This window comes from Curtobacterium sp. NPDC087080, from assembly GCF_044745105.1.
Taxonomy (GTDB): Bacteria; Actinomycetota; Actinomycetes; order Actinomycetales; family Microbacteriaceae; genus Curtobacterium.
In genome coordinates this window covers 59,917-85,469 of sequence record NZ_JBIUZP010000004.1, presented here as the reverse complement: position 1 = coordinate 85,469, position 25,553 = coordinate 59,917, and the positions used below count along the sequence as shown (strand labels likewise).

General features: G+C 73.5%; 22 protein-coding genes. 6 read left to right on the top strand and 16 right to left on the bottom strand.

What is annotated here, in order from left to right; all coding sequences use genetic code 11:
- Positions 1–179 precede the first annotated feature (179 nt).
- Entirely contained in the window at positions 180–1,529 is a 1,350-nt protein-coding gene (locus tag ACIPEQ_RS11870) for an APC family permease (protein ID WP_402715332.1), read from the top strand.
- 77 nt (positions 1,530–1,606) lie between these two features.
- Here the strand turns inward: ACIPEQ_RS11870 and ACIPEQ_RS11865 are convergent, their stop codons facing one another.
- From ACIPEQ_RS11865 to ACIPEQ_RS11810, 12 genes are all read right to left on the bottom strand, one after another.
- Positions 1,607–2,329 (bottom strand): alpha/beta hydrolase, encoded by a 723-nt coding sequence (locus tag ACIPEQ_RS11865; protein WP_402715331.1) that lies wholly within the window; start codon positions 2,327–2,329, stop codon positions 1,607–1,609.
- Positions 2,326–3,423: a GNAT family N-acetyltransferase gene (locus tag ACIPEQ_RS11860; RefSeq protein ID WP_402715330.1), complete on the bottom strand. Its 1,098-nt coding sequence runs from the start codon at positions 3,421–3,423 to the stop codon at positions 2,326–2,328. Before ACIPEQ_RS11860 ends, ACIPEQ_RS11865 begins: the two co-directional genes overlap by 4 nt.
- Positions 3,424–3,484: 61 nt before the next feature.
- On the bottom strand, positions 3,485–5,605 hold the full coding sequence (locus ACIPEQ_RS11855) for a glycosyltransferase family 39 protein (RefSeq protein ID WP_402715329.1): 2,121 nt from the start codon (positions 5,603–5,605) through the stop codon (positions 3,485–3,487).
- A gap of 55 nt (positions 5,606–5,660) precedes the next feature.
- Positions 5,661–6,146, bottom strand: coding sequence for a GNAT family N-acetyltransferase (locus ACIPEQ_RS11850; protein ID WP_402715328.1), 486 nt, complete (start codon positions 6,144–6,146; stop codon positions 5,661–5,663).
- Positions 6,133–6,654, bottom strand: a complete 522-nt coding sequence (locus tag ACIPEQ_RS11845) for a helix-turn-helix domain-containing protein (RefSeq protein WP_402715327.1) — start codon at positions 6,652–6,654, stop codon at positions 6,133–6,135. The genes ACIPEQ_RS11850 and ACIPEQ_RS11845 overlap by 14 nt, the downstream gene beginning before the upstream one ends.
- 82 nt (positions 6,655–6,736) lie before the next feature.
- On the bottom strand, positions 6,737–7,438 hold the full coding sequence (locus ACIPEQ_RS11840; protein WP_209675669.1) for a response regulator transcription factor: 702 nt from the start codon (positions 7,436–7,438) through the stop codon (positions 6,737–6,739).
- Entirely contained in the window at positions 7,435–9,927 is a 2,493-nt protein-coding gene (locus tag ACIPEQ_RS11835) for an ATP-binding protein (protein ID WP_402715326.1), read from the bottom strand. The genes ACIPEQ_RS11840 and ACIPEQ_RS11835 overlap by 4 nt, the downstream gene beginning before the upstream one ends.
- Positions 9,928–10,113: 186 nt before the next feature.
- The gene (gene kdpC, locus ACIPEQ_RS11830) at positions 10,114–10,719 is read right to left on the bottom strand and encodes a potassium-transporting ATPase subunit KdpC (RefSeq protein WP_402715325.1); all 606 of its coding nucleotides are present in this window, start codon (positions 10,717–10,719) and stop codon (positions 10,114–10,116) included.
- A gap of 3 nt (positions 10,720–10,722) precedes the next feature.
- A complete protein-coding gene (gene kdpB, locus ACIPEQ_RS11825; RefSeq protein WP_402715324.1) occupies positions 10,723–12,834 on the bottom strand; it encodes a potassium-transporting ATPase subunit KdpB in 2,112 nt (703 codons plus the stop codon).
- An 11-nt stretch (positions 12,835–12,845) separates the two neighbouring features.
- On the bottom strand, positions 12,846–14,531 hold the full coding sequence (gene kdpA / locus ACIPEQ_RS11820; RefSeq protein WP_402715323.1) for a potassium-transporting ATPase subunit KdpA: 1,686 nt from the start codon (positions 14,529–14,531) through the stop codon (positions 12,846–12,848).
- On the bottom strand, positions 14,531–14,620 hold the full coding sequence (locus ACIPEQ_RS11815; RefSeq protein WP_058729515.1) for a potassium-transporting ATPase subunit F: 90 nt from the start codon (positions 14,618–14,620) through the stop codon (positions 14,531–14,533). The genes kdpA and ACIPEQ_RS11815 overlap by 1 nt, the downstream gene beginning before the upstream one ends.
- 228 nt (positions 14,621–14,848) lie before the next feature.
- Positions 14,849–15,796: a helix-turn-helix transcriptional regulator gene (locus ACIPEQ_RS11810; protein ID WP_402715322.1), complete on the bottom strand. Its 948-nt coding sequence runs from the start codon at positions 15,794–15,796 to the stop codon at positions 14,849–14,851.
- A gap of 62 nt (positions 15,797–15,858) precedes the next feature.
- Between ACIPEQ_RS11810 and ACIPEQ_RS11805 the strand changes: the two genes are divergently transcribed.
- On the top strand, positions 15,859–16,278 hold the full coding sequence (locus tag ACIPEQ_RS11805; RefSeq protein WP_402715321.1) for a VOC family protein: 420 nt from the start codon (positions 15,859–15,861) through the stop codon (positions 16,276–16,278).
- Positions 16,279–16,282: 4 nt separating this feature from the next.
- On the opposite strand, the gene ACIPEQ_RS11800 is transcribed toward ACIPEQ_RS11805, so the two are convergent.
- A complete protein-coding gene (locus tag ACIPEQ_RS11800; RefSeq protein WP_402715320.1) occupies positions 16,283–17,194 on the bottom strand; it encodes a putative RNA methyltransferase in 912 nt (303 codons plus the stop codon).
- 71 nt (positions 17,195–17,265) lie between these two features.
- Between ACIPEQ_RS11800 and ACIPEQ_RS11795 the strand changes: the two genes are divergently transcribed.
- The 4 genes from ACIPEQ_RS11795 (at position 17,266) to ACIPEQ_RS11780 (ending at position 23,093) form a co-directional block, all read left to right on the top strand.
- Positions 17,266–17,877 (top strand): hypothetical protein, encoded by a 612-nt coding sequence (locus ACIPEQ_RS11795; RefSeq protein ID WP_402715319.1) that lies wholly within the window; start codon positions 17,266–17,268, stop codon positions 17,875–17,877.
- Between the two features lie 99 nt (positions 17,878–17,976).
- Positions 17,977–18,609 carry a 4'-phosphopantetheinyl transferase gene (locus ACIPEQ_RS11790; RefSeq protein ID WP_402715318.1) on the top strand — a complete coding sequence of 211 codons (633 nt, stop codon included), beginning with the start codon at positions 17,977–17,979 and terminating at the stop codon, positions 18,607–18,609.
- Between the two features lie 47 nt (positions 18,610–18,656).
- Complete coding sequence (gene car / locus ACIPEQ_RS11785; protein WP_402715317.1) at positions 18,657–22,010, top strand: carboxylic acid reductase; 3,354 nt, start codon at positions 18,657–18,659, stop codon at positions 22,008–22,010.
- 144 nt (positions 22,011–22,154) lie between these two features.
- Positions 22,155–23,093, top strand: coding sequence for an aldo/keto reductase (locus ACIPEQ_RS11780; RefSeq protein ID WP_250366331.1), 939 nt, complete (start codon positions 22,155–22,157; stop codon positions 23,091–23,093).
- A 160-nt stretch (positions 23,094–23,253) separates the two neighbouring features.
- On the opposite strand, the gene ACIPEQ_RS11775 is transcribed toward ACIPEQ_RS11780, so the two are convergent.
- From ACIPEQ_RS11775 to ACIPEQ_RS11765, 3 genes are all read right to left on the bottom strand, one after another.
- Positions 23,254–23,457 (bottom strand): hypothetical protein, encoded by a 204-nt coding sequence (locus tag ACIPEQ_RS11775; RefSeq protein WP_402715316.1) that lies wholly within the window; start codon positions 23,455–23,457, stop codon positions 23,254–23,256.
- Positions 23,458–23,514: 57 nt separating this feature from the next.
- Positions 23,515–23,739: a hypothetical protein gene (locus tag ACIPEQ_RS11770; protein WP_402715315.1), complete on the bottom strand. Its 225-nt coding sequence runs from the start codon at positions 23,737–23,739 to the stop codon at positions 23,515–23,517.
- Positions 23,740–23,837: 98 nt separating this feature from the next.
- Entirely contained in the window at positions 23,838–25,544 is a 1,707-nt protein-coding gene (locus tag ACIPEQ_RS11765) for a serine/threonine-protein kinase (RefSeq protein WP_402715314.1), read from the bottom strand.
- Positions 25,545–25,553: the final 9 nt, after the last annotated feature.

Sequence of the window (25,553 nt, the reverse complement as noted above, 5' to 3'; positions counted from 1 at the left end):
CCTCTGGTCTCGGTGGTCGGTTCGGCTCCGATCGAGTCTAGGACCGCCCCGGCCCGGACGCTCAGGCTCGGGAGGAACCCGTGGAGGACCGAGCACCCGGGCACCGACCGCGCCGAACGGACCTTCCGGGAGCGCTCGGACCGCGACCCGTCGAGGTTGGGCGTGACGGAAGGCACCACATGAGCACCACCACGACGGACCAGGACGGATCGGGCTCGAAGCTCCAGCAGGCGATCACCGGCCCGCTCCTGTTCCTCTTCATCCTCGGCGACGTGCTCGGCGCCGGCATCTACGCGCTCATGGGCACCCTGTCGAAGGACGTCGGCGGCGCGCTCTGGGCACCGCTGGTCCTCGCGCTGCTCCTGGCCCTGCTGACCGCGGGCTCGTACGCCGAGCTGGTGACGAAGTACCCGAAGGCCGGCGGCGCCGCGGTGTTCGCCGAGCGGGCGTACAAGACGCCCATCGTGTCGTTCCTCGTGGGCTTCAGCATGCTCGCTGCCGGTGTCACGAGCGCCGCCGGGCTCTCGCTGGCGTTCGCGGGCGACTACCTGGGCACGTTCGTGGACCTGCCGCCGGTGCCGACGGCGATCGTGTTCCTCGCGCTCATCGCCTGCCTGAACGCCCGCGGCATCTCGGACTCGCTGAAGAGCAACGTCGTCATGACGATCATCGAGGTCTCCGGCCTGGTCATCGTCATCGTCGTGGTCGCGGTCATGCTCGGCGGCGGAGGCGGCGACGTCTCGCGCGTCGGTGCCTTCCCCGCCGAGGCGAACCCGGCACTCGCGACCCTGAGCGCCGCGATCGTCGCCTACTACTCGTTCGTCGGCTTCGAGACCTCGGCGAACATCGCGGAGGAGGTCCGCGAGCCCCGCCGCGTCTACCCCCGCGCCCTCTTCGGCGCCCTGGCCACAGCCGGCGTCGTCTACGTACTCGTCGCGCTCGCGAGCTCGATCGCCCTGCCCGCCTCGGAGCTGTCCGACTCGAGCGGCCCGCTGCTGGCCGTCGTCTCGGCGACCGGCGTCCCGATCCCCGACTGGGTGTTCAGCATCATCGCCCTCGTCGCCGTCGCGAACGGTGCCCTCCTCACGATGATCATGGCGAGCCGCGTCACGTACGGCATGGCGGAGCAGCGGCTCCTGCCCGCCCTGCTCGCGAAGGTCCTGCCGAACCGGGGGACCCCGTGGGTCGCCATCGTCGCCACGACGGTCGTCGCGATGGCCCTCACGCTGGTCGGCGACGTCGGCACGCTCGCCGAGACCGTCGTGCTCCTGCTGCTCTTCGTGTTCATCAGCACGAACGTCGCCGTGCTGGTGCTGCGGAAGGACGAGGTCGAACACGACCACTTCCGGGTGTGGACGTGGGTGCCGGTGCTCGGGGTGGTGTCCTGCATCCTGCTGCTGACGCAGCAGAGCGGCCAGGTCTGGCTCTACGCCGCCCTGCTGCTGGCCGTCGGCGTGGTGCTGTACTTCGTCGCCCGTGCAACGGGCCGCCGGACCGGACGCGACCACGAGGCGGGTCGCATCCACTGACCGCTCCCCCGACCAGCTGACGGCCTGGAGGCTCGGTGCCGGCCGGCACCGGGCCTCCGGTCCGTCGTGTGGTCGCGTCAGCCCAGGGTGCGCACCCAGTCCTGGACGGCCGCGCTGATCTGCGCCCGCGCGTCCTCGCGCGAGATCGTCGCCGAGCGGTCGCCGGGCTGGTCGCCGTAGGCGCCGAAGTCGGCGTGGTTCGCCCCCTCGATCTCGACCGTCCGCGCCGTGGAGGGGAGCTCGTCGCGGGCGGCCGCGACCTTCTCCGGCGTCGAGAGGCCGTCACGGGAGCCGGAGACGCTGAGGACCTGGACGGACGAGCGGGCGACGTCGTTCGCGCAGTAGCTGCCGAGCAGCAGCAGCCCGTCCGCGTCCTGCGCGAGCTGGCACGCACGGACCCCGCCGAGCGAGTGGCCGCCGACCGCCCAGGTGCGGACCCCGGGGGCGTGCGCCTCGAAGGTCGACAGCGGGCGGGTGTCGAAGAACGCCAGGTTGAGCGTCGGCTTCGTGATGACGACCGTGGTGCCCGAGGCGACGACCTGTCGGAAGGTCGCCAGGTACGCGTACGGGTCGACCTTCGCGCCCGGGATGAAGACGATCCCCCTGCCGTCGTCGCTGCCGGTCGGGGTCATCACGACACTGTCGCCGGCGTCGCGCACGGCCACACGGTCGTCGCGCCAGACCTGCAGTGCAGCGCTCCGGGTGCCCTGCATGACGATGTTCGCGTACACGAGGAACACCACCGCGAGCAGCACCACCACGGTGACGACCCAGGCGGTCCAACGGAGTGCACGGTTCACGGTCGGTCCCCCTCTCGCCGACGGGCCGTCACGGTCAGCCAGCGCTCCTCGGCACCGGGGCGGGTGGTCTCCCGCACGTCGACGGCCACCCACCCGGCGCTCGTGACGGCCTCGGCGAGGGCGTCCTCGTCCCAGTAGGTGAACCAGCGGGGGTCGTCGAGCTTCCGGTCGCTCCAGCCGTCGCCCCGGCCGTCGCCGTCGCCGCGCTTCACCGTCGCCGCGAGCACCCCGCCGGGGCGGACCGCGCGTCGGGCACGCTCGAGCACCGTGCCGGTGTCCGCCCGTGCGACGTGCAGCAGGACGGCGTTCGCGAAGACGGCGTCGTACGGGCCGCCCCAGCCGTCACGGCGGACGTCGAGCACCCGGGCGTCGTGGCCGGCTGCGCGGAGGCGGTCGACGAACGCGACGCTGCCGTCGGTGCGGTCGACACGCAGCCCCGCCGACTCGAGGGCGTCTGCGTCCCGACCCGGGCCCGAACCGAGTTCCAGGACGTGCGCGCGGTCTGGCACGAGGGCGAGCAGGTCGTCGACGAGCCCCGCGCGGTGGTCGTCGGTCCGCTCCGTGTAGCGGTCCGCACCGCGCTCGTAGGCGAGGAGCGTGCGCTCGGGGGTGAGGTCGCGGCGCATCACGGTCTCGTACCGCCCGTCCGGCAGCCGGTCGCCGGGGGTGGCCGTCGCGGTGAAGCCGATCCGCTCGTACGCCCGGCGGGCGCGGTCGTTGTCGGGCATGACCGAGAGCTCGAGGTGCGCCACCCCCTGCGCGACGAGCACGCGGGCGACCTCGTCGACCAGGAGCGCGACGTGCCCCCGACCACGGGCGTCCGGCGCGACCCACATCGAGATCAGTTCGGCCAGCGCGGGGTCGTCCGGGTCGGGGACCCCGCTCGCCATCCCCACGACGACGTCGTCCTCGACCGCGAGCAGGTCGACCGCTCCCGGCAGCGACAACCGTGCCCGCCACCGGTGTTCCGGGGCGTCCTGCCAGTCCTCGAGGCGGGAGCCGAACGCCTGGGGCGCATCGGCCAGGGCGGCCAGGCGGACGGGGCGCCAGACGGCCCAGTCGTCCGCGGTCACCCGGCGCAGTGCGATCGTCACGGGTCGACGGTACCGCCCGGTCCTGTCCTGGGGACGCGGGCGGCACCGGCGCTGTCCGTGGTCAGGACGCCGGCGTGAGGTCGTACATCGTCACGCCGTCGACCGTCGTCGCCTCGTGGTGCGCGGCGACCCACTCGGCGATCTCGGCCGCGGCGTCGCTCCCACTGCCGCTGGTGCTCGTGCTGCCGCCGATGAACCAGTGCACCTCCCCCGCGGCGACGAGGGCCTGGAACTCGGCGAGCGTCGGAGCCGGGTCCGTGCCGTTGTAGCCGCCGATCGCCATCACGGGGTCGCCCGTCGCGAGCTGGTACGCGGCGGCGCGGTTCGACCCGACGGTCGCCGCGGCCCAGGTGTACTCGTCGGCGTCCGCGGACAGCGCGGCGACGAGTTCGTCGGACACCTCGGTCGAACCGCCGAGCAGGTTCGTGCCGCCGCCCGGGGCGTTCGTGCCCCCGTCGGTGCCGCCCGCGGATCCCGGGCCGTTCGCGTTCTGGCCGTTCGCGTTCTGGCCGGTCCCGTTCTGCCCGCTCGCGTTCTGGCCGGTCCCGGCCCGGCCGGTCTGGCCGCCCGGTGCTCCGCCGGGACCGCCCTGACCACCGGGAGCGCCCTGTCCACCGGGACCGCCCTGAGCACCGGGCATGCCGCCGCGACCCCCGCCGAACCCGCTCGTCGTGACGCTCGGTCCGGCCGACGGGAGCGCACCCGTGTGCCCGACCGTGGTGGTCTGCACCGAGAACGCCGTCGGCCCGAGCAACGCTGCGACGAGCACGGTCGCCACCGTCGCCCCGGCGAGGCCCCGACCACGCGGCGGGAGCAGCACGAGAACGGTCCCGACGACCGCCCCGACGAGGACCACCCACCGGATCCACGGCTGCCACGACGACGCCTGGGACAGCAGCACGAACGCCCACCCACCGGAGAGCGCGACGACCCCGGCGGTGACGATGCGCCACGCGAGCACGGCCCGGCACTGCCACAGGAGCCCGGCGCCGATCCCGACCAACCCGGCGATGTACGGCGCGAGTGCGACCGTGTAGTACGGGTGGAAGATCCCACCCATGAAGCTGAAGACCAGCCCGGTGACGAGCAACGAGCCGCCGAGCACCAGGACGGTCGCGAGCCGCGGGTCACGGCGGCGACGGGCCCCGATCACGACGAGGGACACGACGAGCAGCACGAGCGCGGTCGGCAGCAGCCAGGTCACCTGCGTGCCGAACTCCGAGCCGAACAACCGGGTCAGGCCGGTCGAGCCCCACGACCCCGCCCCGGTCGTCCCGCCGGGCACAACGCTCCCCGTCTCGTCGCCCGTGACCCGGCCGAGGCCGTTGTAGCCGAAGGTCAGCTCGAGGAAGCTGTTCGTCTGGGACCCGCCGACGTACGGCCGCGCCGAGGCCGGCACGAGTTCGACGATCGCGACCCACCACCCTGCGGAGACCACCACGGCGAGCGCTGCTGCGGACAGGTGCCCGATCCGCCGGAGCACCGGGCGGGGCGACGCGAGGAGGTACACCCCGACCAGGGGCGGCAGCACGAGGAACGCCTGCAGCTGCTTCGTCAGGAAACCGAACCCGACGAGCACACCGGCCCAGACGACCCACCGCATCCGCCCGGACTCGATGCCGCGCAGTGTCAGGGCGATCGCTCCGACAGTGAGCAGCACGAGCAGGGCGTCCGGGTTGTCGTAGCGGAACATGAGGGTCGCGACCGGGGTCGTGGCCAGGACCGCACCGGCGGTCAGGGCGGCACCGGCCGAGAACCGACGCCGGACGATCCGGTACAGGACCGCCACCGACGCGACGCCCATCAACGCCTGCGGCACCAGGATCGACCACGAGTTCAGCCCGAACAGCCGGACGGAGATGCCGATCACCCAGAGGAACGCCGGCGGCTTGTCGACCGTGATCGCGTTCGCGGCGTCGGAGGAGCCGTAGAAGAACGCCTCCCAGCTCTGGCTCCCCGCCTGCACGGCCGCCGAGTAGAACGCGTTCGCCCAGCCGTTCACGCCGAGGTTCACGACGTACAGCACGCCGGTGACCAGCAGCAGCCCGAGGAACGCGGGGCGCTCCCACCTCGCGGTGTGCGCACGGCCGCGGACGAGACCGACCAGGCGGTCGCGGACGCCGTGCGGACGGGTGGGTGGCGGCAGGAGGCGCGGGCGCTCGGCGGGGATCGTCTCGGTCATGCGTCGAGCGTGCGACGCCCACGTGCGCGGATCGTCGGCGAAGCCTTGGACGCCCCTAAGGGACCGGCACCGGCGGGACCAGCGGACGGCTCCAGGCGGCCTCGCGCCCGAGCTGCCCGGTCGCGCGGAACAGCTCGACCTGCGTCGTGCCGGCGAGCACGGTCGCGAGCTCCGCGCGATCGGCCGGCGCGAAGCCGAGGCCCTGCCAGAACGGTCCGGACCGCCGACTGAACAACCACGCCCGTCGTGCCCCGCCCGCCGTCGCCTCTGCCATCGCGAACCGAGCGAGCGCCGCCCCGCGCCCAGAGCCGCGCAGCGCCGGTCCGACGGCGACGCTGCGGAGGAGGGCGTGCCTCCCGTCCGGCCCGGTCTCGTACCCGGTGGTGCCGACGACGGCGCCGCCCTGACCCCGGAGTGCCCAGAGCCGGACGCCCGGGTCCGACAGCCCCGCGACCGTCAGGTCGCACGCCGACAGGAAGGCGTGCACCTCGTCCACGTCGTCCGGCTCGACGCGGACCGGCGTCGGCTCAGCGAGCGGCACGGACCGGCACGTCGGTCGCCGACGACAGCGGCCAGCGCCGGTCGAGCCAGGGGCCGAGCACGGTGTCGAGCAGGAACCGTCCGGCCAGCCGCCCGACCGCCCAGTACGCCCCGACGAGCAGGAACACCAGCGGGGACCACACGTGCAGGACGAGGAGCACGACCGTGACGATCCCGAAGGCGACCCCGACCGCGGAGTACAGCGACCAGAACCCGCCGACGAACCGGTCACGCGCGGCCTGCTCCGACGCCGCTGCAGCCGCTGCGGCCTCGGTCCGCTCGTCGAGCCCGCGCACGCCCGGCTCCAGCTCCGCGGGGTCGTCCTGCGCGAAGAGCTCCCGCACCGGCACCTCGAGCGCCCGGGCGATCGCGGACAGGGTCTCGAGGCTCGCGTCACTCCCGCCCTCGAGTCGTTGCACGGTCCGCACGGCCACGCCGCTCGTCTCGGCCAGGCGTTCCTGGGTCCAGCCACGCTCGCGTCGGAGGGTGGCGATCCGCATCTCGTTCATGGTGCCGAGCCTAGGAACGACGGGGGCGACAGCACCACGACACGGACACGACAGCCTCCCGCCACCCGCCCGACACGGCCCGTCAAGCCCCGCTCGGGTCGAACCGGTACCCCATGCCCGACTCCGTCACCAGGTACCGGGGGTGCGACGGCTCGGGCTCGAGCTTCCGCCGCAGCTGCGCCATGTAGAGCCGCAGGTAGCCGGAGTCGTTGCCGTGCGTCGGACCCCAGACCTCGGTCAGGAGCATCTCGCGGGTCATCAGTCGGCCGGGGTTCGTGACGAGGACCTCGAGCAGGCGCCACTCGGTCGGGGTGAGCCGGATCGCCGGTCCGGTCGGCGGCGTGACCTGCTTGGCGACGAGGTCCACCACGAGGTCGCCGATCGTCACCGTCGGCGTCACGCCCGCGCTCGCCGCCGCCGTCGCCTGCCGCCGACCGAGCGCGCGGAGCCGGGCGAGCAGCTCGTCCATCTGGAACGGCTTCGTCACGTAGTCGTCGGCTCCGGCGTCGAGCGCGTCGACCTTGTCCGACGAGTCGGTCCGGCCGGAGAGCACGAGCACGGGCACCTGCGACCAGGCACGGATGCCCTCGAGCACCCCGATGCCGTCGAGCCGGGGCATGCCGAGGTCGAGCATCACGATGTCCGGGCGCTCGGTGATCACCGCGTCGATCGCGGCCCGGCCGTCCCGGGCGGTGACGACGTCGTACCCGCGGGCGGCGAGCGTGACGGACAGGGCCCGGACGAGCTGCGCGTCGTCGTCGGCGATGAGGACCTTCGTGCTCACTTGACATCCACTCCCAGGTGTCCGGCGATCGGCAGCCGCACGACGACGGTGAGCCCGCCGCCGGGGGTGTCGTCGACCTCGATCGTGCCGCCCATGCCCTCGGTGAACCCACGGGCGAGCGCCAGTCCGAGGCCGAGACCGGTCTCGTTGTCGGTGTCGCCGAGCCGCTGGAAGGGCTGGAAGACCTGGTCGCGTCGGTCCTCGGGGATGCCGGGGCCGTGGTCGGCGACGCGGAGCTCGACCCCGCCGCCGAAGGCGCTCGCCGCGATGCGGACGCGCGTACCATCCGGCGCGTAGCGGCTGGCGTTGGCGAGCAGGTTCACCACGACGCGCTGCAGCAGTCCGGGGTCGGCGAGGACGGGCGGCAGGTCGGCGGGCAGGTCGAGGTCGACGTCGTCCGGGCCGAGCTCGAGCTCGTCGAGTGCGGGGGCGACCACCGTCTCGAGCGCGGTGGAAAGCGGGGTGACGGCGAGGACCCCGGCCTGCACGCGGCTGACGTCGAGCAGGTCTGCCAGCAGGACCGCCAGCTGACGGAGGCTCTCGTCGGCGGTGGTGAGCAGCGCCTCCCGGTCGGACGGCGAGAGCTGGATGTCGGAGGCGTGCAGGGTCTGCACGGCGGCGGAGGCTGCCGCGATCGGTCGGCGCACGTCGTGCCCGACGGCAGCGAGGATGGCGCTCCGGACGCGGTCGGCGGCGGCGATCCGCTCCGCGTCGACCGCGGTGCGGGTGAGCCGCCGGTGCTCGACCGCGGCGTCGAGCTGCTGCTCGACGACGCGCAGCAGTCGGCGCTGGGTCGGGTCGTCGGGTGCGCCTGCGAACTCGAGGACGGCTCCGGACGGGAGGCTCGTGGTCGCGTCCGGCCCGTCGGCGAACGTCCCGGACGTGGCCGGGACCTCGTCGCCCTGCCGGATGCGCACGCCGGTGAAGCCGAAGGCCTCGCGGGTGCGGTCGAGCAGTGCCTGCAGGGCGTCGTCGCCGCGGAGCACGCTGCCCGCGATCCCGACCAGGAGCCCCGACTCGGCCGCTGCCCGACGTGCCGCACGGCTGCGACGGGCGGACCGGTCGACCACGAAGCTGACCAGCACGGCACTGATCACGTACATCACGAGTGCCACCAGGTGCCACGGCTGCTGCACGGTGACCATGTAGAGGGGTTGCACGAAGAAGTAGTCGAGGCTCAGCCCGGACAGCACCGCGGTGAAGACCGCCGGCCACATGCCCCCGGTCAGCGCGACGACGAGCACGAGCAGCTGGTACGACAGCACGTCGACCGTGATCGAGTCGGGGTCGCTGCCGAGCGACAGCAGCCAGGTCAGCAGCGGTCCGAGCAGCAGCGAGACCGCGAACGCGGCGGCGATCCGCCCGCGGGACAGGCTGCCACCGAGCTTCGGCAGGGCGAACCCGCCGCCGGCGCGCTCGTGCGTGACCACGTGCACGTCGATGTCGCCCGACTCGCGGACCACCGTGTTGCCGATGCCCGGACCGGTGAGCGCTGCGGCGAGCCTGCTCCGTCGACTGACACCGATCACGATCTGCGTGGCGTCGACCGACTTCGCGAACCGCACGAGGGTGGACGGGACGTCGTCCCCGACGACCTGGTGGTACGTCCCGCCGAGCTGCTCGAGCAGGGTGCGCTGCTTGCCGAGCGCGCCGGGGTGCCGTTCGCGCAGGCCGTCGTTCGTCGTGACGTGGACCGCGGCGAGCTCCCCGCCGGCGCTGCGGGCGGCGATGCGGGCGCCGCGACGCAGCAGGGTCTCGCCCTCGGGCCCGCCGGTGAGCGCGACGAGCACGCGCTCCCGGGTCTCCCACCGGTGGTCGATGCCGTGCTCGGCGCGGTAGGCCTTGAGCGCGTCGTCGACCTCGTCGGCGAGCCAGAGCAGGGCGATCTCACGGAGTGCGGTGAGGTTGCCCAGGCGGAAGTAGTTCGAGAGTGCGGCGTCGATGCGGGCGGCCGGGTAGACCAGCCCGTCCGAGAGCCGCTCGCGCAGGGACGCCGGGGACAGGTCGACGACCTCGATCTGGTCGGCGGCGCGGACCACGGCGTCGGGGACGGTCTCGCGCTGCACGGTCCCGGTGATCTCCCGCACGACGTCGCCCAGGGACTGCATGTGCTGGATGTTCACCGTCGAGATGACGCTGATGCCGGCGGCGAGGAGCACCTCGACGTCCTGCCAGCGCTTCTCGTTCGGGCTGCCCGGGGCGTTCGTGTGGGCGAGTTCGTCGACGAGGGCGACGTCGGGGGCCCGCGCCACGACCGCGTCGAGGTCCATGTCGTCGAGCGCGACGCCGCGGTGCTCGACGACCCGGCGGGGCACGAGCTCGAGGCCGTCCACCAGGGCTGCGGTGGCGGCACGCTCGTGGGTCTCGACGACGGCGACCACGACGTCCCGGCCCTCGGCGCGGAGGCGGTGGCCCTCCTCGAGCATCGTGTAGGTCTTGCCGACACCCGGAGCGGCGCCGAGCAGCACCCGGAGTTTCCCGCGCTTCACGTGTTCATCCTCTCGCTGTTCGGTGTGGTGTGGTGCCTGGTGCGTGGTGCGACGTGCTGCCGCACAACCGGAAGCACGTCGCACCACGGGGTTCCGCGGCGCGAGGTGCTTCCGGTTGTGCCGCATGCTCCGCCCTCGGCCTGGACAGGACCGGGCCGGGCCGGACCGGGCCGGGCCGGGCCGGCGTCAGCGGGCGGCGGCCAGGGCCAGGTTCAGCTCGAGGACGTTCACGACCGGCTCGCCGAGGAACCCGGCCTGCCGGGACTCGGTGTGCTGCTCGACGAGCTTCCGGACGGCGTCGGCGGACAGTCCGCGGGCCTCGGCCACCCGGGCCACCTGCTGGGACGCGTACTCCGGGCTGATGTCCGGGTCGAGGCCGGAGCCCGAGGCGGTGACCGCGTCAGCGGGCACCTCGGCAGCGCTGACCCCGTCGGCCTGCGCCACGGCGGCCCGGCGCTCCTCGATGCTCTTCAGCAGGTCGGGGTTGTTCGGCCCGAGGTTCGAGCCGGACGAGGCGTTCGCGTCGTAGCCGTCCTCGCCCGCGGCACTCGGACGCGACTGGAACCAGCGGTCGGCGTCCTTCCCGGAGAAGGACTGCCCGATCAGGGACGAGCCGACGACCTTCCCGGACGAGTCGGTGACCATCGAGCCGTTCGCCTGGTCGTGGAAGGCCGCCTGGCCGACGCCCCACACCGCGAGCGGGTAGGCGACGCCGAGCACGACGGTGGCGAGCAGGGTGAGGCGCACGGCCACCCCGGTGGAGCGGAAGAAGAAACGTGATGAGGAAGCCATGGTCTAGAACCCCGGGATGAGACCGACCACGAGGTCGATCGCCTTGATGCCGATGAAGGGGACGATGACGCCGCCGAGCCCGTACACGAGCAGGTTGCGTCCGAGGACGGACGACGCCGAGGCCGCGCGGTACTTGACGCCGCGCAGCGACAGCGGGATGAGCGCCACGATGACGAGCGCGTTGAACACGACGGCCGACAGGATCGCCGACGACGGGCTGTGCAGCCCCATGATGTTCAGCGCCGCCAGGCCGGGGAACGCCGCCTGGAACATCGCCGGGATGATCGCGAAGTACTTCGCGACGTCGTTGGCGATCGAGAACGTGGTGAGCGCCCCGCGGGTGATGAGCAGCTGCTTGCCGATCCGGACGACGTCGATGAGCTTCGTCGGGTCGGAGTCGAGGTCGACCATGTTGCCGGCCTCCTTCGCAGCGGTGGTGCCGGTGTTCATCGCGACGCCGACGTCGGCCTGCGCCAGCGCGGGGGCGTCGTTCGTGCCGTCACCCGTCATCGCGACGAGGTTCCCGCCCTCCTGCTCCTTGCGGATGTAGGCGAGCTTGTCCTCGGGCGTGGCCTCGGCGAGGAAGTCGTCGACGCCGGCCTCGGCGGCGATCGCGGCTGCCGTGCGCGGGTTGTCGCCGGTGATCATCACCGTACGGATGCCCATCGACCGCAGCTCCGCGAAGCGCTCGGCCATGCCGTCCTTCACGACGTCCTTCAGGTGCACGACGCCGAGCAGGGCGACCGTTCCCGAAGCCGAGCGCTGCCCGACGACGAGCGGTGTGCCGCCCTGATCGGAGATCTCGGCGACCGCGGTGTCGATCGCGGCGACGACGGCGGCATCGGTCGACCCCGCCCAGGCGAGCACGGCGGCCGCCGCACCCTTGCGGATCTGCGACCCGTCGGCCAGGTCGAGCCCGGACATGCGGGTCTGCGCCGTGAAGGGCACCTCGACCGCACCCGTCGGGGTGCCCGGCGTGATGCCGTCCTGCTCGGCGAGCGTGACGATCGAGCGCCCCTCGGGGGTGCTGTCCGCGGCGCTGGACAGGGCCGCGGCCTCCATCAGCGTCGCGACGGTGATGCCCGGGACGGGCACCACCCGCGAGGCCTGGCGGTTGCCGTACGTGATCGTGCCGGTCTTGTCGAGCAGCAGCGTCGTGATGTCCCCGGCGGCCTCGACCGCACGGCCGGACATCGCCAGGACGTTGTGCTGCACGAGCCGGTCCATGCCGGCGATGCCGATCGCGGAGAGCAGCGCGCCGATGGTGGTCGGGATGAGGCAGACGAGCAGCGCGATGAGCACCGGCACGCTGACGGTCGCCCCGACGAGCCCCGCGATCGGCTGCATCGTCAGGCAGACGATCACGAACACGATCGACAGCGACGCGAGCAGGATGTTCAGCGCGATCTCGTTCGGCGTCTTCTGTCGTGCGGCGCCCTCGACCAGACGGATCATCCGGTCGATGAAGGTCTCCCCCGGCGTCGAGGTGATGCGCACGACGATCCGGTCGGACAGCACCCTGGTGCCGCCGGTGACGGCGCTCCGGTCGCCGCCGGACTCGCGGATGACGGGTGCCGACTCGCCGGTGACCGCCGACTCGTCGACGCTGGCGATGCCCTCGACGACGTCGCCGTCACCGGGGATCACCTCGCTCGCCACGACCACCACGACGTCACCCTTCGCGAGGTCGACCGAGGCGACCTCCTCGGTGTCGTTCGCCAGGGCGGCAGCGTCGGACGCGTCCCACCGGAGTACCCGGCGGGCGCTGGTCGTGGAGCGGGTCTTCCGCAGGGTGTCGGCCTGCGCCTTGCCGCGGCCCTCGGCGACGGCCTCGGCCAGGTTGGCGAAGACGACGGTGAGCCAGAGCCACACCGCGATCGCGGCGGTGAACACCGACGGCTCGACGAACGCGGTCACGGTGGTGAGCGCGGCGCCGACCTCGACGATGAACATGACGGGGTTGCGCCACATCAGGCGCGGATCGAGCTTGCGGAGCGCGCCGGGGAGGCCCGCTGCCAGCTGTCGGGGTCCGAAGGCGGACGATCGGGTGACCGGCCGGGAGGCGCTGGTCGCCTCCGCCTCGGCGGTCGCGGTGGTCGTGGTGTCGTGTGTCATCGATGCGGCTTTCATCGTGCGAGCGCTTCGGCGAGGGGGCCCAGGGCGAGGACCGGGAAGTAGGTGAGGGCGGTGACGATCACGGCGACGGCGCCGAGCAGGCCGACGAACAGCGGCCGGTGCGTCGGCAGGGTCCCGACGGTCGCGGGCACCTTGTCCTGTGCGGCGAGGGACCCGGCGAGCGCCAGGACGAGCGCGATCGGGATGAACCGACCGAGCAGCATCACGACGCCGAGCGCGGAGTTCATCCACGTCGTGTTCGCGGTGAGTCCACCGAAGGCGGAGCCGTTGTTGTTCGCGCCCGAGGTGAAGGCGTAGAGCAGTTCGGACAGCCCGTGGTTGCCCGGGTTGAAGATGCTCGTGCCGAGGACCTGCTCGCGGACGCCCGGGATCACCAGGGACAGTCCGGTGCCGAGCAGCACCAGCGTCGGCGTGACGAGGATGTACAGCGCGGCGAAGGTCATCTCGCGGGCGCGGATCTTCTTGCCGAGGTACTCCGGGGTCCGGCCGACGAGCAGTCCACCGATGAACACCGTGATCACGGCGAGCACGAGCATGCCGTACAGGCCGGAGCCGACGCCGCCGGGGCTGATCTCGCCGAGCATCATGTTGAGGAGCGCCATCATGCCGCCGATCGGCGTGAAGCTGTCGAACATGCCGTTCACGGCGCCGGTCGACGTCGCGGTCGAGGTCGTGCCGAAGAGCGTCGTGCCGAGGATCCCGAAGCGCATCTCCTTGCCCTCCAACGCCGCACCGGCCGCCTGCGTGGCGCTGCCGCCGCCGGCGAGCTCCGCGATGGACATCACCGAGAGCGACACGAGGAAGATCGCGCCCATGACCGCGAGGATCGCGTACCCCTGGCGGTCGTCGCCGACGAGCCGCCCGAACGTGCGGGGCAGCGAGAACGGGATGACGAGCATGAGGAAGACCTCGACGAGGTTCGTCCACGCCTGCGGGTTCTCGAACGGGTGCGCCGAGTTCGCGTTGAAGTACCCGCCGCCGTTCGTGCCGAGCTCCTTGATCGCCTCCTGAGACGCGACGAAGCCGTCGGGGATGTGCTGGGTGCCACCCGCGAGCGTGGTGATGTCCGCGCCGCTGCCCCACGACTGCACGACGCCGCCGGCGACCAGGACGATCGCGAAGACGAAGGCGCCGGGGAGCAGCAGCCGGCCGGTGCCGCGGACGACGTCGACCCACACGTTGCCGAGCGTGCCGCTCTTCCGACGTGCGAACCCACGCACCAGCGCCACGGCGACCGCCAGCCCGACCGCGGCGGACAGGAAGTTCTGCACCGCCAGGCCCGCCATCTGCACGGAGTAGCCGACGGTCGCCTCGGGCGAGTACGACTGCCAGTTCGTGTTGGCGACGAAGGACGCGGCGGTGTCGAACGCGAGCGACGGACCGACGTTCGGCAGCCCGAGGTCCCCGGGCAGCACGACCTGGATGCGCTGCAGCAGGTAGACGAGCAGCACGCCGACGGCGCTGAAGAGCAGCACGCCGCGCAGGTACGCCGGCCAGGACTGCTCGGCGTCGGGGTCGACACCGATCACGCGGTAGACGCCGCGCTCGACGCGGGCGTGCTTCGTGGGCGTGTAGACACGCGCCATCCAGTCACCGACCGGGCGGTACGCGACCACCAGGAGCAGGACGAGGGTGGCGACCTGGGCGATCCCGGCCCAGGTGTCGGCAGCGCTCATCAGAACCGCTCCGGGTGCACGAGCGCCCACACGAGGTAGACGACCGAGGCGATGCCGAGGACGGCGGCGGCGATGGTGACGACGATCACAGCCGCTCCACCCCCTTGGCGATGAGTGCCACGACACCGAACACGGCGAGGACACCGGCGACGACGAAGACGTCGAACACGAAGGACTCCGTTGGTTGCTGCGGGTCCGACGCCGGGCGGCGCGGACCGCACCACGTGTGGTGCGGTACCGATGCTGGATCGGGCCGTGTGCCTCCAGGCCGGTCCTAACGCAATCCTGACGGCGTCCTGACGGACGCGTGCACCGCCCTAACGCAGCGCTGCTGTCCCGAGGCGCTCCGCCGCTCGCTGGACAGCAGCACGCAGTTCGTCCGGCCCCTCGACCACGAACGGCACCGTCAGTCCGGCGACCGCGCCGGCGAGCCCGTCCCACGACCAGGACCCGAGCGTCAGCGGCCGTCGCCCGTTCTCCGTCGGGCCGAGCACGGCGTCCTCGGGCAGGAACGGGACGATCCGCGCGGCGTCGGCAGCGCTGAGTGAGACGGTGCCCCTGCACGGCCACGCGTCGTCGTGGTCGGAGCCCTTGAACCGGGCCGACACGAACGCCGCCGCGTCCTCGCCGGGTACGGGTCGCGGCGCGAACGGCAGCCGGGTGCGCATCCGCGGGGCGATCCGGTCGACGCGGTACGTGCGCCAGTCCTCGCGCTCGGGGTCCCAGGCCAGCAGGTACCACCGGCCGTACCGGGCGACGACCGCGTGCGGCTCGACCCGGTGCGGGGTGTCCCGCTCGCCGTACCCGAAGCGCAGGACCTCGCGCCGGTGCACCGCCTCGCTGACGGCCACCAGCACGTCGGGGTCGACGCGCGGGCCGGACGACCCGACGACGGCGTCCACCAGGTCGACGCGTTGCCGGAGCCGGTCGGGCATCACCTGCCGGACCGTCGCCAGCGCGCGGACGGCGGACTCGGCGATGTCGGCACCGGAGGCCGGCGCGACCGCGAGCGCCAGGGCGATCGCCACGGCCTGGTCGTCGTCGAACAGCAGCGGCGGCAGGTCCGAACCGGCGGCGAGGCGGTAGCCGCCGGCCGGTCCGCGGACCGAGTCGATGCGGTAGCCGAGCTCCCGGAGCCGATCGACGTCACGACGGAGCGTCCGGGGGCTGACGGTCAGCCGGCCGGCGAGCTCGTCGCCCGTCCACTCACGGTGCACCTGCAGCAGCGAGAGCAGGGCGAGCATGCGCGAGGAGGGGCCGGCCATGCCACTCATCCTCGTTCGAGAAGCGGTCACGATCTGACCGCAACGCCCGTGACACTCGGCCCATGAGCATCGAGACCACGACCCACATCAACTTCGACGGACAGGCGCGCGAGGCCCTGGACTTCTGGGCGTCCGCGTTCGGCGGCACCGTCACCGCCGCGACGTACGGCCAGATGGGCGCGTCCCAGGACCCCGCCTGGGCGGACCGCATCGTGTTCGGCCAGGTCACGACCGACGCCGGCTTCCGCGTCATGGCGTTCGACGTCTGGCCGGACCAGCCGTACGACCAGGGCGCGAACGCCTTCTACGTGTTCGTGCACGGCGACGACGCCGACGAGGTCACCCGCTACTGGGAGGCGCTGTCCGACGGCGCCGAGGTGCGACAGCCCCTCGCTCCGTCGCCGTGGGCCCCGCTCGCCGGACAGCTCCGCGACCGGTTCGGCGTCGTGTGGCAGCTCGACGTGGCCGCGCCGCAGGACTGAGCCGTCAGCGCGTGGGCGGTCCGGCGACCGCCCACGTGCTGACCGTCACGGCGGCCGTCACGGTCGTCGGGGCGAACACCCGGGCCGGGTCGACGTGGTGGTGGCTCGGGCCCATGTGCACGACGTCGTGCACGTCCTCCGCGGACAGGTCCATCGTCCAGGTCAGGTCCTCGGACGACCGCTGCGCGAAGGTCGGCTCGAGCGAGTCCCGCAGCCGCCGCTCCTTCTGCGGGTCGACGGCGATGGTCGCCTCGGCCAGCTCCGCGAGGTGCCCGGTCCGCGGCGTCACCACGGCGAGCACGCCCGCCGGGTGCAGCACCCGGGCGTACTCGCGCTGGTTGCGCGGCGCGAAGACGTCCAGCACGACGGCCGCCGCGTCGTCGACGACCGGGAGGCGCTCGGTGACGTCCCCGACGACCGCTCCCGCCCGCGGGTGGACGCGTGCCGCCCGTCGGATCGCGACCGCGGACAGGTCCAGCGCGACCCCGAGGCGGGCAGCGACGGACCCTGACGGGGCCGAGCCGGGCCTCCCGTCCGGCGCGGTCGCGTCCGATGCGGTCTCGTCCGACACGGTCTCGTCCGGTCGGTCCGAGTCCAGCACGTGCGCCAGGTACGTGCCCGGGCCGGAGCCGACGTCGAGCACGACGCCCGGCACCGCCGTCGCCGCGACCACCGCGGCGAGCGCCCGCTCGACCGGTGCGTAGTGCCCGCGACCGAGGAACCGGATCCGCGCGTCGACCATCTCCGGGGTGTCCGCGGTCAGGGCGCGACGCTTCGCGGGCAGGAGCGTGAGGTGGCCCTGCTTCGCCTCGTCGAACCGGTGTCCGGTGGCGCAGCCGACCTGCCCGCCGTCGACACGGGCGAGGGGCTCGGCGCAGACGGGGCAGGCGAGCACGGGGAGCAGGTCGTCGCGCACCGACCCAGCGTACGGGCGTCGACGCGGCGGGCCGACGGTGGAAGCCGAGGTGTGCTCGGTAGCGTCGGTGCATGGCCGTCATCCACCGCGCAGAACTCCGACCGTCCAAGGCCGAGGCCCTCGCCGCCTGGCTGCCCGCGCAGCCGTGGAGCGGACTCACCGCCGGTGCCGCCGTCGAGGTAGTCACCCGCTTCCGGTTCGACGACCCCGAGGGCGAGGTCGGCGTCGAGGAGATCATCGTGCGGACGCCCGAGGGACGGCTCCTGCACACGCCGCTGACCTACCGCGGCGCTCCGCTCGACGACGCCCGGGGCGCCCTGGTGTGCGAGATGCACCACTCCGTGCTCGGGCAGCGCTGGGTGTACGACGCCGTCGCGGACCCGGTGTACGCCGACGTCCTGCGTCGCGCGATCGCCACCGGCGGGCACGAGGCGGAGCTCGAGCGCGCCGACGGCTCCGGACGGTTCGACAAGGAGGGCACGGCGGTCGGCAGCGGATCGGCGCCGGACTCCCCCACGGTGACGTCGGTCGCGGCCAGCACCGACGGGACCGAGACGACGGTGCGCACCGGTCACGGCGACCTCGTCGTGCTGCGGGTGATCGGTCTCCCCGTGCCGGACGGCGAGACACTGACCGCGACCTGGGGCGACCGCTCGGCCGTCGTCGCGGTGCTGCCCGCCTGACGGACGCGTCCTCGGCCCTCGAGGACGTGCCCCGTCCGGGGGACTCGGAGCTTCCGGGCGTCTGATTGCAATGTGCAACTTCGAGGCGGGACCGAATGGGTGGGGCTCCTCCCCGCCTCGGTGGTCGCCGCTGCCGTCGACCACGACCTGAGCGGCCCGCTCGCCGACGACGAACGCGCGGCGATCGCCCGTGCCGTCCCGTCGCGGCGTGCCGAGTTCCGCACCGGCCGCCTGCTCGCCCGCCTTGCCCTGACGGCGATCGGCACCCCGGTGACGGCACTGCCCGTGGCCCGGAGCGGGGCTCCCCGCTGGCCCGACGGCGTGGTCGGCACGATCACCCACTGCCCCGGCGTGCGCGCCTGCGCCGTCGCCCGGCACGACGAGCACGCCGGCATCGGCATCGATGCCACACCGGCACGTCCCCTGCCGCCGGGAGTGCTCCGACGCGTCGCCGACCTCGCGGACGACCGCGTCGCACGAGGTCTCGCCGTACTCCGGCGAACCGGTGTTGAGAGTCCGGACAGCGTCCTGCTCGCCGCGACCGAGGCCGTCGCCAAGGCCCGCTCGACCGCGCACGACGGCTGGTTCGGCATCGACGGCGCCCACGTCGAGCTGCGCCCGGACGGGACCTTCGCGGCGAGCGCGCGTCGCGGCCCGAGGTTCGCGGCGACGGGACGGTGGGCAGTCGACCGGGGGACGGCGCGAGCGGGCATCGTGCTCGCCGCGCGCTGAGACGCCGCGCGCGGGGGCGCGTCGGACGAACGAGGAAGGGAACCACCATGGTGCAGCAGGACGAGGACACCTCCGTCGAGGCGGTGTTCGACCGGTACGCCGACCGGACGGCGCTCCGACAGCGGGACGGCGAGGACGTCACCGACACGAGCTTCCGGGAGCTCCGGGACCGTGCGCGTGCCCTCGCGGCGGTGCTCGGCGAGACCGTGGCCCCGGGTGACCGGATCGCGGTGCTCGGTCCCCCGAGCGCCGACGTCGTGACCCTCGAGCTCGCGTGCTCGGTGCTCGGCGCGGTGAGCGTGCCGCTGCAGACCAGCGCGCCCGTCGAGCAGCTCCGTGCGATCGTCGACGAGACGACGCCGGTGTGGCTGGGCGTCACCGCCGACCAGGCAGCGACGGCCCGGGCGGTCATCGACGCGGCAGCAGCCGAGGTCCGCACCGTCCTGCTCGACACGACGGGTGCGGGCGGCGGCGCGACCGGTGCCGAGGGCACCGACGACGCGGCAGCGCTGCCGACGCTCGCCGACCTCGTGGCGCGGGGCCGCGACCTGCCGCAGCCGACCCCGTGGCGTCCGGCACCCGACGAGGACCCCCTCGCCCTGCTGCTGTACACCTCGGGCAGCACCGGGACCCCGAAGGGCGCGATGTACACGCGGTCCATGGTCGAGCGGCTCTGGCACGCACTGCCGCCGGACCACCCGGACGCGGTGACCGTCGGCTACGCCTACCTGCCGCTGAGCCACCTGACCGGTCGCGCCGCGCTGCTCGCCACGCTCGGTCGCGGCGGCACCGTGGCGCTCGCGACCTCGACCGACCTGTCGGCCCTGTTCGAGGACCTCCGGGTCTACGCACCGACCGAGCTCGTCCTCGTCCCGCGGATCGCCGAGATGGTCCGCCAGGAGGGCGCCCGCGAGGAGCAGCGACGACTCACCGCCGGCGCGACCGACGCCGCAGCCGTTCGTGCACAGGTGCAGGACGACCTCCGGACGCGCGCCTTCGGCGGTCGCGTCGGGCAGGCCGTGTGCGCCAGCGCCCCGCTCACGCCCGAGCTCCGCGCGTACCTCGAGGCATGCCTCGGCGTCCCGCTGCACGACCTGTACGGCTCCACCGAGGCGGGCAGCATCCTGCGCGACGGCGTGGTGCAGCAGCCGCCGGTCACCGAGCACAAGCTCGTCGACGTCCCCGAGCTCGGCTACCGCACCACCGACCGACCGCACCCGCGCGGCGAGCTGCTCGTGCGGAGCACCGCGGTGATCCCCGGGTACTTCCGCCGCCCGGACGTCACCGCCGCGGTGTTCGACGAGGACGGGTTCTACCGGACCGGCGACGTGATGGCGCAGACCGGTCCGGACACGTACGAGTACCTCGACCGTCGGAACAACGTCATCAAGCTCTCCCAGGGCGAGTTCGTCGCGGTCTCCGCACTCGAGGCGACCTACGGTGGGACGCCGGAGGTCCGGCAGATCGCCCTGCACGGGGACAGCAGGCACGCGTTCCTCGTCGCGGTCGTCGTGCCCGTCGACCCGGAGGCCACGGAGGGCGACCTGCTCGCCGGCCTGCAGCGCACCGCCCGCGCGCACGGGCTCGCCCCGTACGAGGTGCCCCGAGCGATCGTCGTCGAACCGGACCCCTTCACGGTCGACAACGGCATGCTCTCCGATGCCCGCAAGCTCCTCCGTCCCCGGGTCACCGCCCGCTACGGGGACCGGTTCGCCGCGCTCTACGACGCGGCCGCCGAGCAGCAGAGCGGCACCCTCGTCGCGACGCTGCGCGAGCACGTCGGCGACGAACCGACCGTCGACACCGTCGTCCGTGCCGCCCGTGACCTGCTCGGCGCGGAGGTCAGCACGGCAACCGCGTCGGCCGCCCGGTTCTCGGACCTCGGCGGTGACTCGCTGTCGGCCCTGACGTTCTCCGGGGTCCTCGAGGACGTCTTCGAGACCGAGGTGCCCGTCGGTGTCATCACCGACCCGACGAACGACCTCGCCGCGGTGGCCGCGTACGTCGAGCGCTCGGCCACCGACGACCGCCCGACCGTCGCCCGCGTGCACGGCGCGGACCCGGCGGTGCTGCGGGCGTCGGACCTGCGGGTGGACCGCCTGCTCGGCGCCGTCCCCGAGCCGGTCGCACGCGCGCCCCGCACCACCGCGGACGGGCCCCGCACCGTCCTGCTCACCGGCGCGAACGGCTACCTCGGCCGCTTCACCGCGATGGACTGGCTCGAACGGCTCGCACCGGTGGGCGGCACGCTGGTCTGCGTCGTGCGCGGCTCGGACGACGCCGCTGCCCGTCGTCGACTGGACGCCGCGTTCGCGGCCGATCCCGCGTTCGCCGACCGGTTCGCCGAGCTCTCGGGGGCGCTCGAGGTGGTCGCGGGCGACGTCAGCGAGCACCTGCTCGGCCTCGAGGAACCGCGGTGGCAGGACCTCGCCGCGCGGGTGGACCTCGTCGCGCACGCCGCCGCCCTGGTGAACCACGTCCTGCCGTACTCCGCGCTGTTCGGGCCCAACGTCGTCGGCACCGCCGAGGTCGTCCGGCTCGCGATCGCCGCCGGGAGCATCCCCGTCACCTTCGTGTCGAGCGTCGCGGTCGCCGGCGGAGCCCGCCCGAGCGCGTCCGAGGACGTCGCCCCCGACGCCCCCGCGGCACTCGACGAACGGGCCGACATCCGGTCGACGATCCCCGAGTGGACGGTCGCCGACGAGTACGCGAACGGCTACGGCGCGAGCAAGTGGGCGAGCGAGGTGCTGCTGCGCGAGGCGCACGAGCAGCACGGGGTCCCGGTCGCGGTGTTCCGCTCCGACATGGTCCTGGCGCACCCGCGCTGGCGCGGCCAGGTGAACCTGCCCGACGTGTTCACCCGCCTGGTCTGGAGCGTGCTCGCGACCGGGCTGGCACCCGGGTCCTTCGTGCAGCGGACCCCGGACGGCCGGGTGCAGCGGTCGCACTACGACGGCCTGCCCGCCGACTTCACGGCCGCGGCGATCAACGCCGTCGGCGCGTCCGTGGTCGACGGCCACCGGACGTTCAACGTCGTCAACCCGCACGACGACGGTGTCTCGCTCGACACCTTCGTCGACTGGCTGGTCGAGGACGGGCACGCGATCGAACGCATCGAGGACCACGCCGAGTGGGTCGACCGGTTCCGGTCGGCGCTCGAGGCGCTGCCGGACGAGGACCGCGCGCGCTCCGTGCTCCCGCTGCTGCACGCCTTCGCGGTGCCGGAGGCTCCGCACGCCGGGTCCGCGATCCCCGCCGACGCGTTCACGGCGGCCGTGCGGGCGGTGCGCCCGCTCGGGTCGCCGGACGTCCCGTCGCTCGACCACGCGCTCATCACCAAGGTGGCGGACGACCTGACGTTCCTCGGCCTGCTCGGCCCGGTCGCGTCGCCCACGCGCTGAGCACCGGACGGGAGGCGCGGTGCCGGTCCGGCACCGCGCCTCCCGTCCGTCACCCGCTCACGCCGGACGCCCCTGCCGGGCCCGCCCCGACGGGCACCGGCAGGGCCTGTCTGCGCACGACGAGCTGCTGGCAGGATCGAGCACGTGAAGACACTGGAGTTGCCACAGACCGACCTCACCGCGTCCGACGTCGTCGTCGGCCTCATGCGGATCAACGACATGAGCGACGAGGACATCCGCGAGCTGTACACCGCCTCGCGCGACGCGGGCGTCACGATGTTCGACCACGCCGCCGTGTACGGGGTCTGGCACGGGTGCGAGCAGCGCTTCGGGTCGGCCGTCACCCTGTCGCCGTCCGAGCGTGCCGCGATCCAACTGCAGACCAAGGTCGGCATCCGCCCGACGCCGAACGGCGCGTACTTCGACTTCTCGTACGAGCACATCATCGAGTCCGTGCACGAATCGCTCGAGGCACTGCGCACCGACTACGTCGACGTGCTGCTCCTGCACCGTCCCGACGCGCTCGTGGAGCCCGAGGAGGTCGCCCGCGCGTTCGACGAGCTGCACGCCGCCGGCAAGGTGCACCACTTCGGGGTCTCGAACCACACGCCGGGCCAGGTCGAGCTGCTCAAGCGGTCCGTGCGGCAGCCGCTCGCGTTCAACCAGGTGCAGCTGAGCATCACGCACGCCAACGTCATCACCCAGGGACTGACGGCGAACATGGCCGGTCTCGACCAGTCGATCGACCGCGACAACGACATCCTCAACCACGCGCGGCTGAACGACGTGACGCTGCAGGCGTGGTCGCCGTTCCAGAAGGGCTTCTTCGACGGCGTCTTCCTCGGCGACCGCGAGCAGTACGCCGAGCTGAACGACGTGCTCGAGGAGCTCGCGTCGGCGCACGGCGTGACCCCGACCGGCATCGCGGTGGCGTGGATCACCCGGCACCCCGCGCACTTCCAGGTCGTCCTCGGCACGACGAACCCGCAGCGCGTGCGGGACTCGGCCGCGGGCTCGGACGTCGAGCTCTCGCGCGAGGAGTGGTACCGCGTCCTGACGGCGGCGGGGCACACCGTCCCCTGACCGGGGGCGGGGCCAGGGGCGGCCGTCCCGAACTCCGCACAACGGGGAGCACGTCGCACCACGGGGATCCGTGGTGTCGGGTGCTCCCCGTTGCGCTCGAACACGTCGCGCCCCGAGCTGCACCGGGCCGACCCGGTCCGACCCGACCGACCGCCGAGGGTCAGTCGTCGGCGGTCGGGGCGCTCGGCACGCGGACGTCGACGGGTGACACCCGGGTCGGGTCGGCCGACGCGCCGCCCACGACGTCGAAGGAGATGCCGAGCTCGGCGGCCGTGTCCTCGTCGAGCTCGAGCCCGTCCTCGATGGCCTGGTCCTCTGGGATGGCGCGACCCTTCGACGGGTCCCACGCGTTCGCGAACGACATGCGGACGAGCTTGCCGCCCGCGGCTGGCAGCGAGGTGTCAGGCCTCGACGGAGTCCGTCAGAGGTCGTCGGCGTGCAGCCGGTCGCCCGCCTCGGGTCGGCGGAAGACCGGGCCGCCACCGGCCTCGTCCTCGTCCTCGTGCGGGGCAGGCGAGACCGACGGGTCGACCGAGTCGGGGCCGACATCGGCGCCGCGATCCTCCTCGACCTCGATCTCGGTCTGGTCGCTCCCGTCCACGGGGAGGTCAGCGCCGGGCTGCTGCGGATCGAACGGTGTGCTCATCGACATGACCCGAGCGTGCTCCCGGTCGGTGGAGGCGCGGTGGACGCTGTCCGCCCACCGCGTCCCGCGCTGGACTCGGGTACCCGGCCGCGAACGGGTCAGCCCCGGCCGGGGCCCTTCGCAGGCCCCTCGGTGAGCGACCCGACCGTGGTGTCGACCGTCGTGTCCGCCGCGCCGGCCCCCTTGCCCTTGCCGCTGTTGCTCGCGGGACCGTTGCCGTTGCCGTTGCCGTTGCCGCTGTTGCCCTGGGGTGCCTCGACGGGGTTCGACGCCGGTCCGCCCGGCTGGGGACCGACGGTCGGGTCGTCCCCGGGCTGGCTCGGCTGCTGCTCCTGGCTGGGCTGCTCCTCGGGCTGGCTGGGCTGCTGCTCGGGCTCGCTCGGTTCCTGCTCGGGCTCGCTCGGCTGCTGCTCGGCCTGGCTGGGTTGCTGGTCCGGCTCGCTCGTCTGCTGTTCCGTCGGCGACGAGGACCCGGTCGGCGCCGGAGCGGGGTCGTCCCTGCCGCCCAGGGCGAAGAGCGCGACGCCGATGCCGGCCAGCACGAGGAGCCCGACGACCACCGCGACGATGATCCCCGTCCGCCGCCGCTTCGGTTCGTCCGTGTCGACACCACCGCGCCCGGGGCCACCCACCGCACCACCGGCTCCCCGCGCCGCGGCACCGCCGGCCACCGCTCCACCGCCCGCAGCAGCGGCGGCGCCCGCTCCCCCGGCGCCGCGCTGGGCGCCGAGGACCGTGGTCGCGACGTCGTCCTGCGCCGCGGGTCGGTCGTACGCGCGGGTCGCGGCGTCGGCTCCGCCCGCGGTCGGCATCGCCCGGGTCGCCTGGTCGGCGTCCGCAGCTCCCGGCATCGCCTGGGTGGCCTGGTCGGCACGGGCCGCGTCCGGACCACCGGCGCCGAGCGCGGCACCCGCGAGACCGGCCCCTGCGCCCGCCGCACCGCCGGCTGCACGGGTCAGGGTGCCGGGGCCGCCGGGGAGCAGCTGCGTCGCCGGTGCCGACCCGTCGCGTTCGAGGGCCCGGAGGCGTCGGGCCGCCTCGGCCGCGGTCGGCCGCTCGGACGGGTCCTGCGCGGTCATCACGTGCAGCAGCGTCCGCCACGCGGTGGGCAGGTGCTGGTCGATCTCGGGACCCCGTGTCAGCCGCGCGGTGGCGGACTCGACCGCCGTGCCGGGGAAGGGCCGTTCGCCGGTCAGGCACTGCAGCAGGAGGAGACCGAGGGCGTAGACGTCGGCCTGGCCGGTGACCTCGCGGCCCAGGACCTGCTCCGGGGAGATGTACGCGGCGGTGCCGATCACGGTCCCCGTCCCCGTCACGCGGGCGGCGTCGCGGAGCAGGGCGATGCCGAAGTCGGCGAGCTTGACGTGCTCCCCGTCGCTCTCGAGCAGCACGTTCGCGGGCTTCACGTCCCGGTGCACGATGCCCTGCGCGTGCACGGCGGCGAGCCCCTCGGCGACCTGGGCACCCATCCGGGCGGTCGTCGTGGTGTCGAGGGGTCCCTCGCGCAGCCGGGTGTCGAGGTCGCTGCCGGGGACGAGCTCCATCACGAGGTACGAGTCGCCGTCCTCGTCGTCGAGTGCGGCGTCGTAGAGCGTGACGAGCGACGGGCTGCGGAGCGCGGCGAGGGTGTGCATCTCCGCCTCGGCCCGGGCACGTTCGCCGTGGTCGACGGCACCGATCCGGAAGACCTTGACGGCGACCTCGCGGCCGAGCTGCTCGTCGACGGCGCGGTAGACGGAGGCCATGCCGCCGTGCCCGAGCGTGCCGGTGACGCGGTACCTGCCGCCGAAGACCCGTTCTTCCATGCGGGTGAA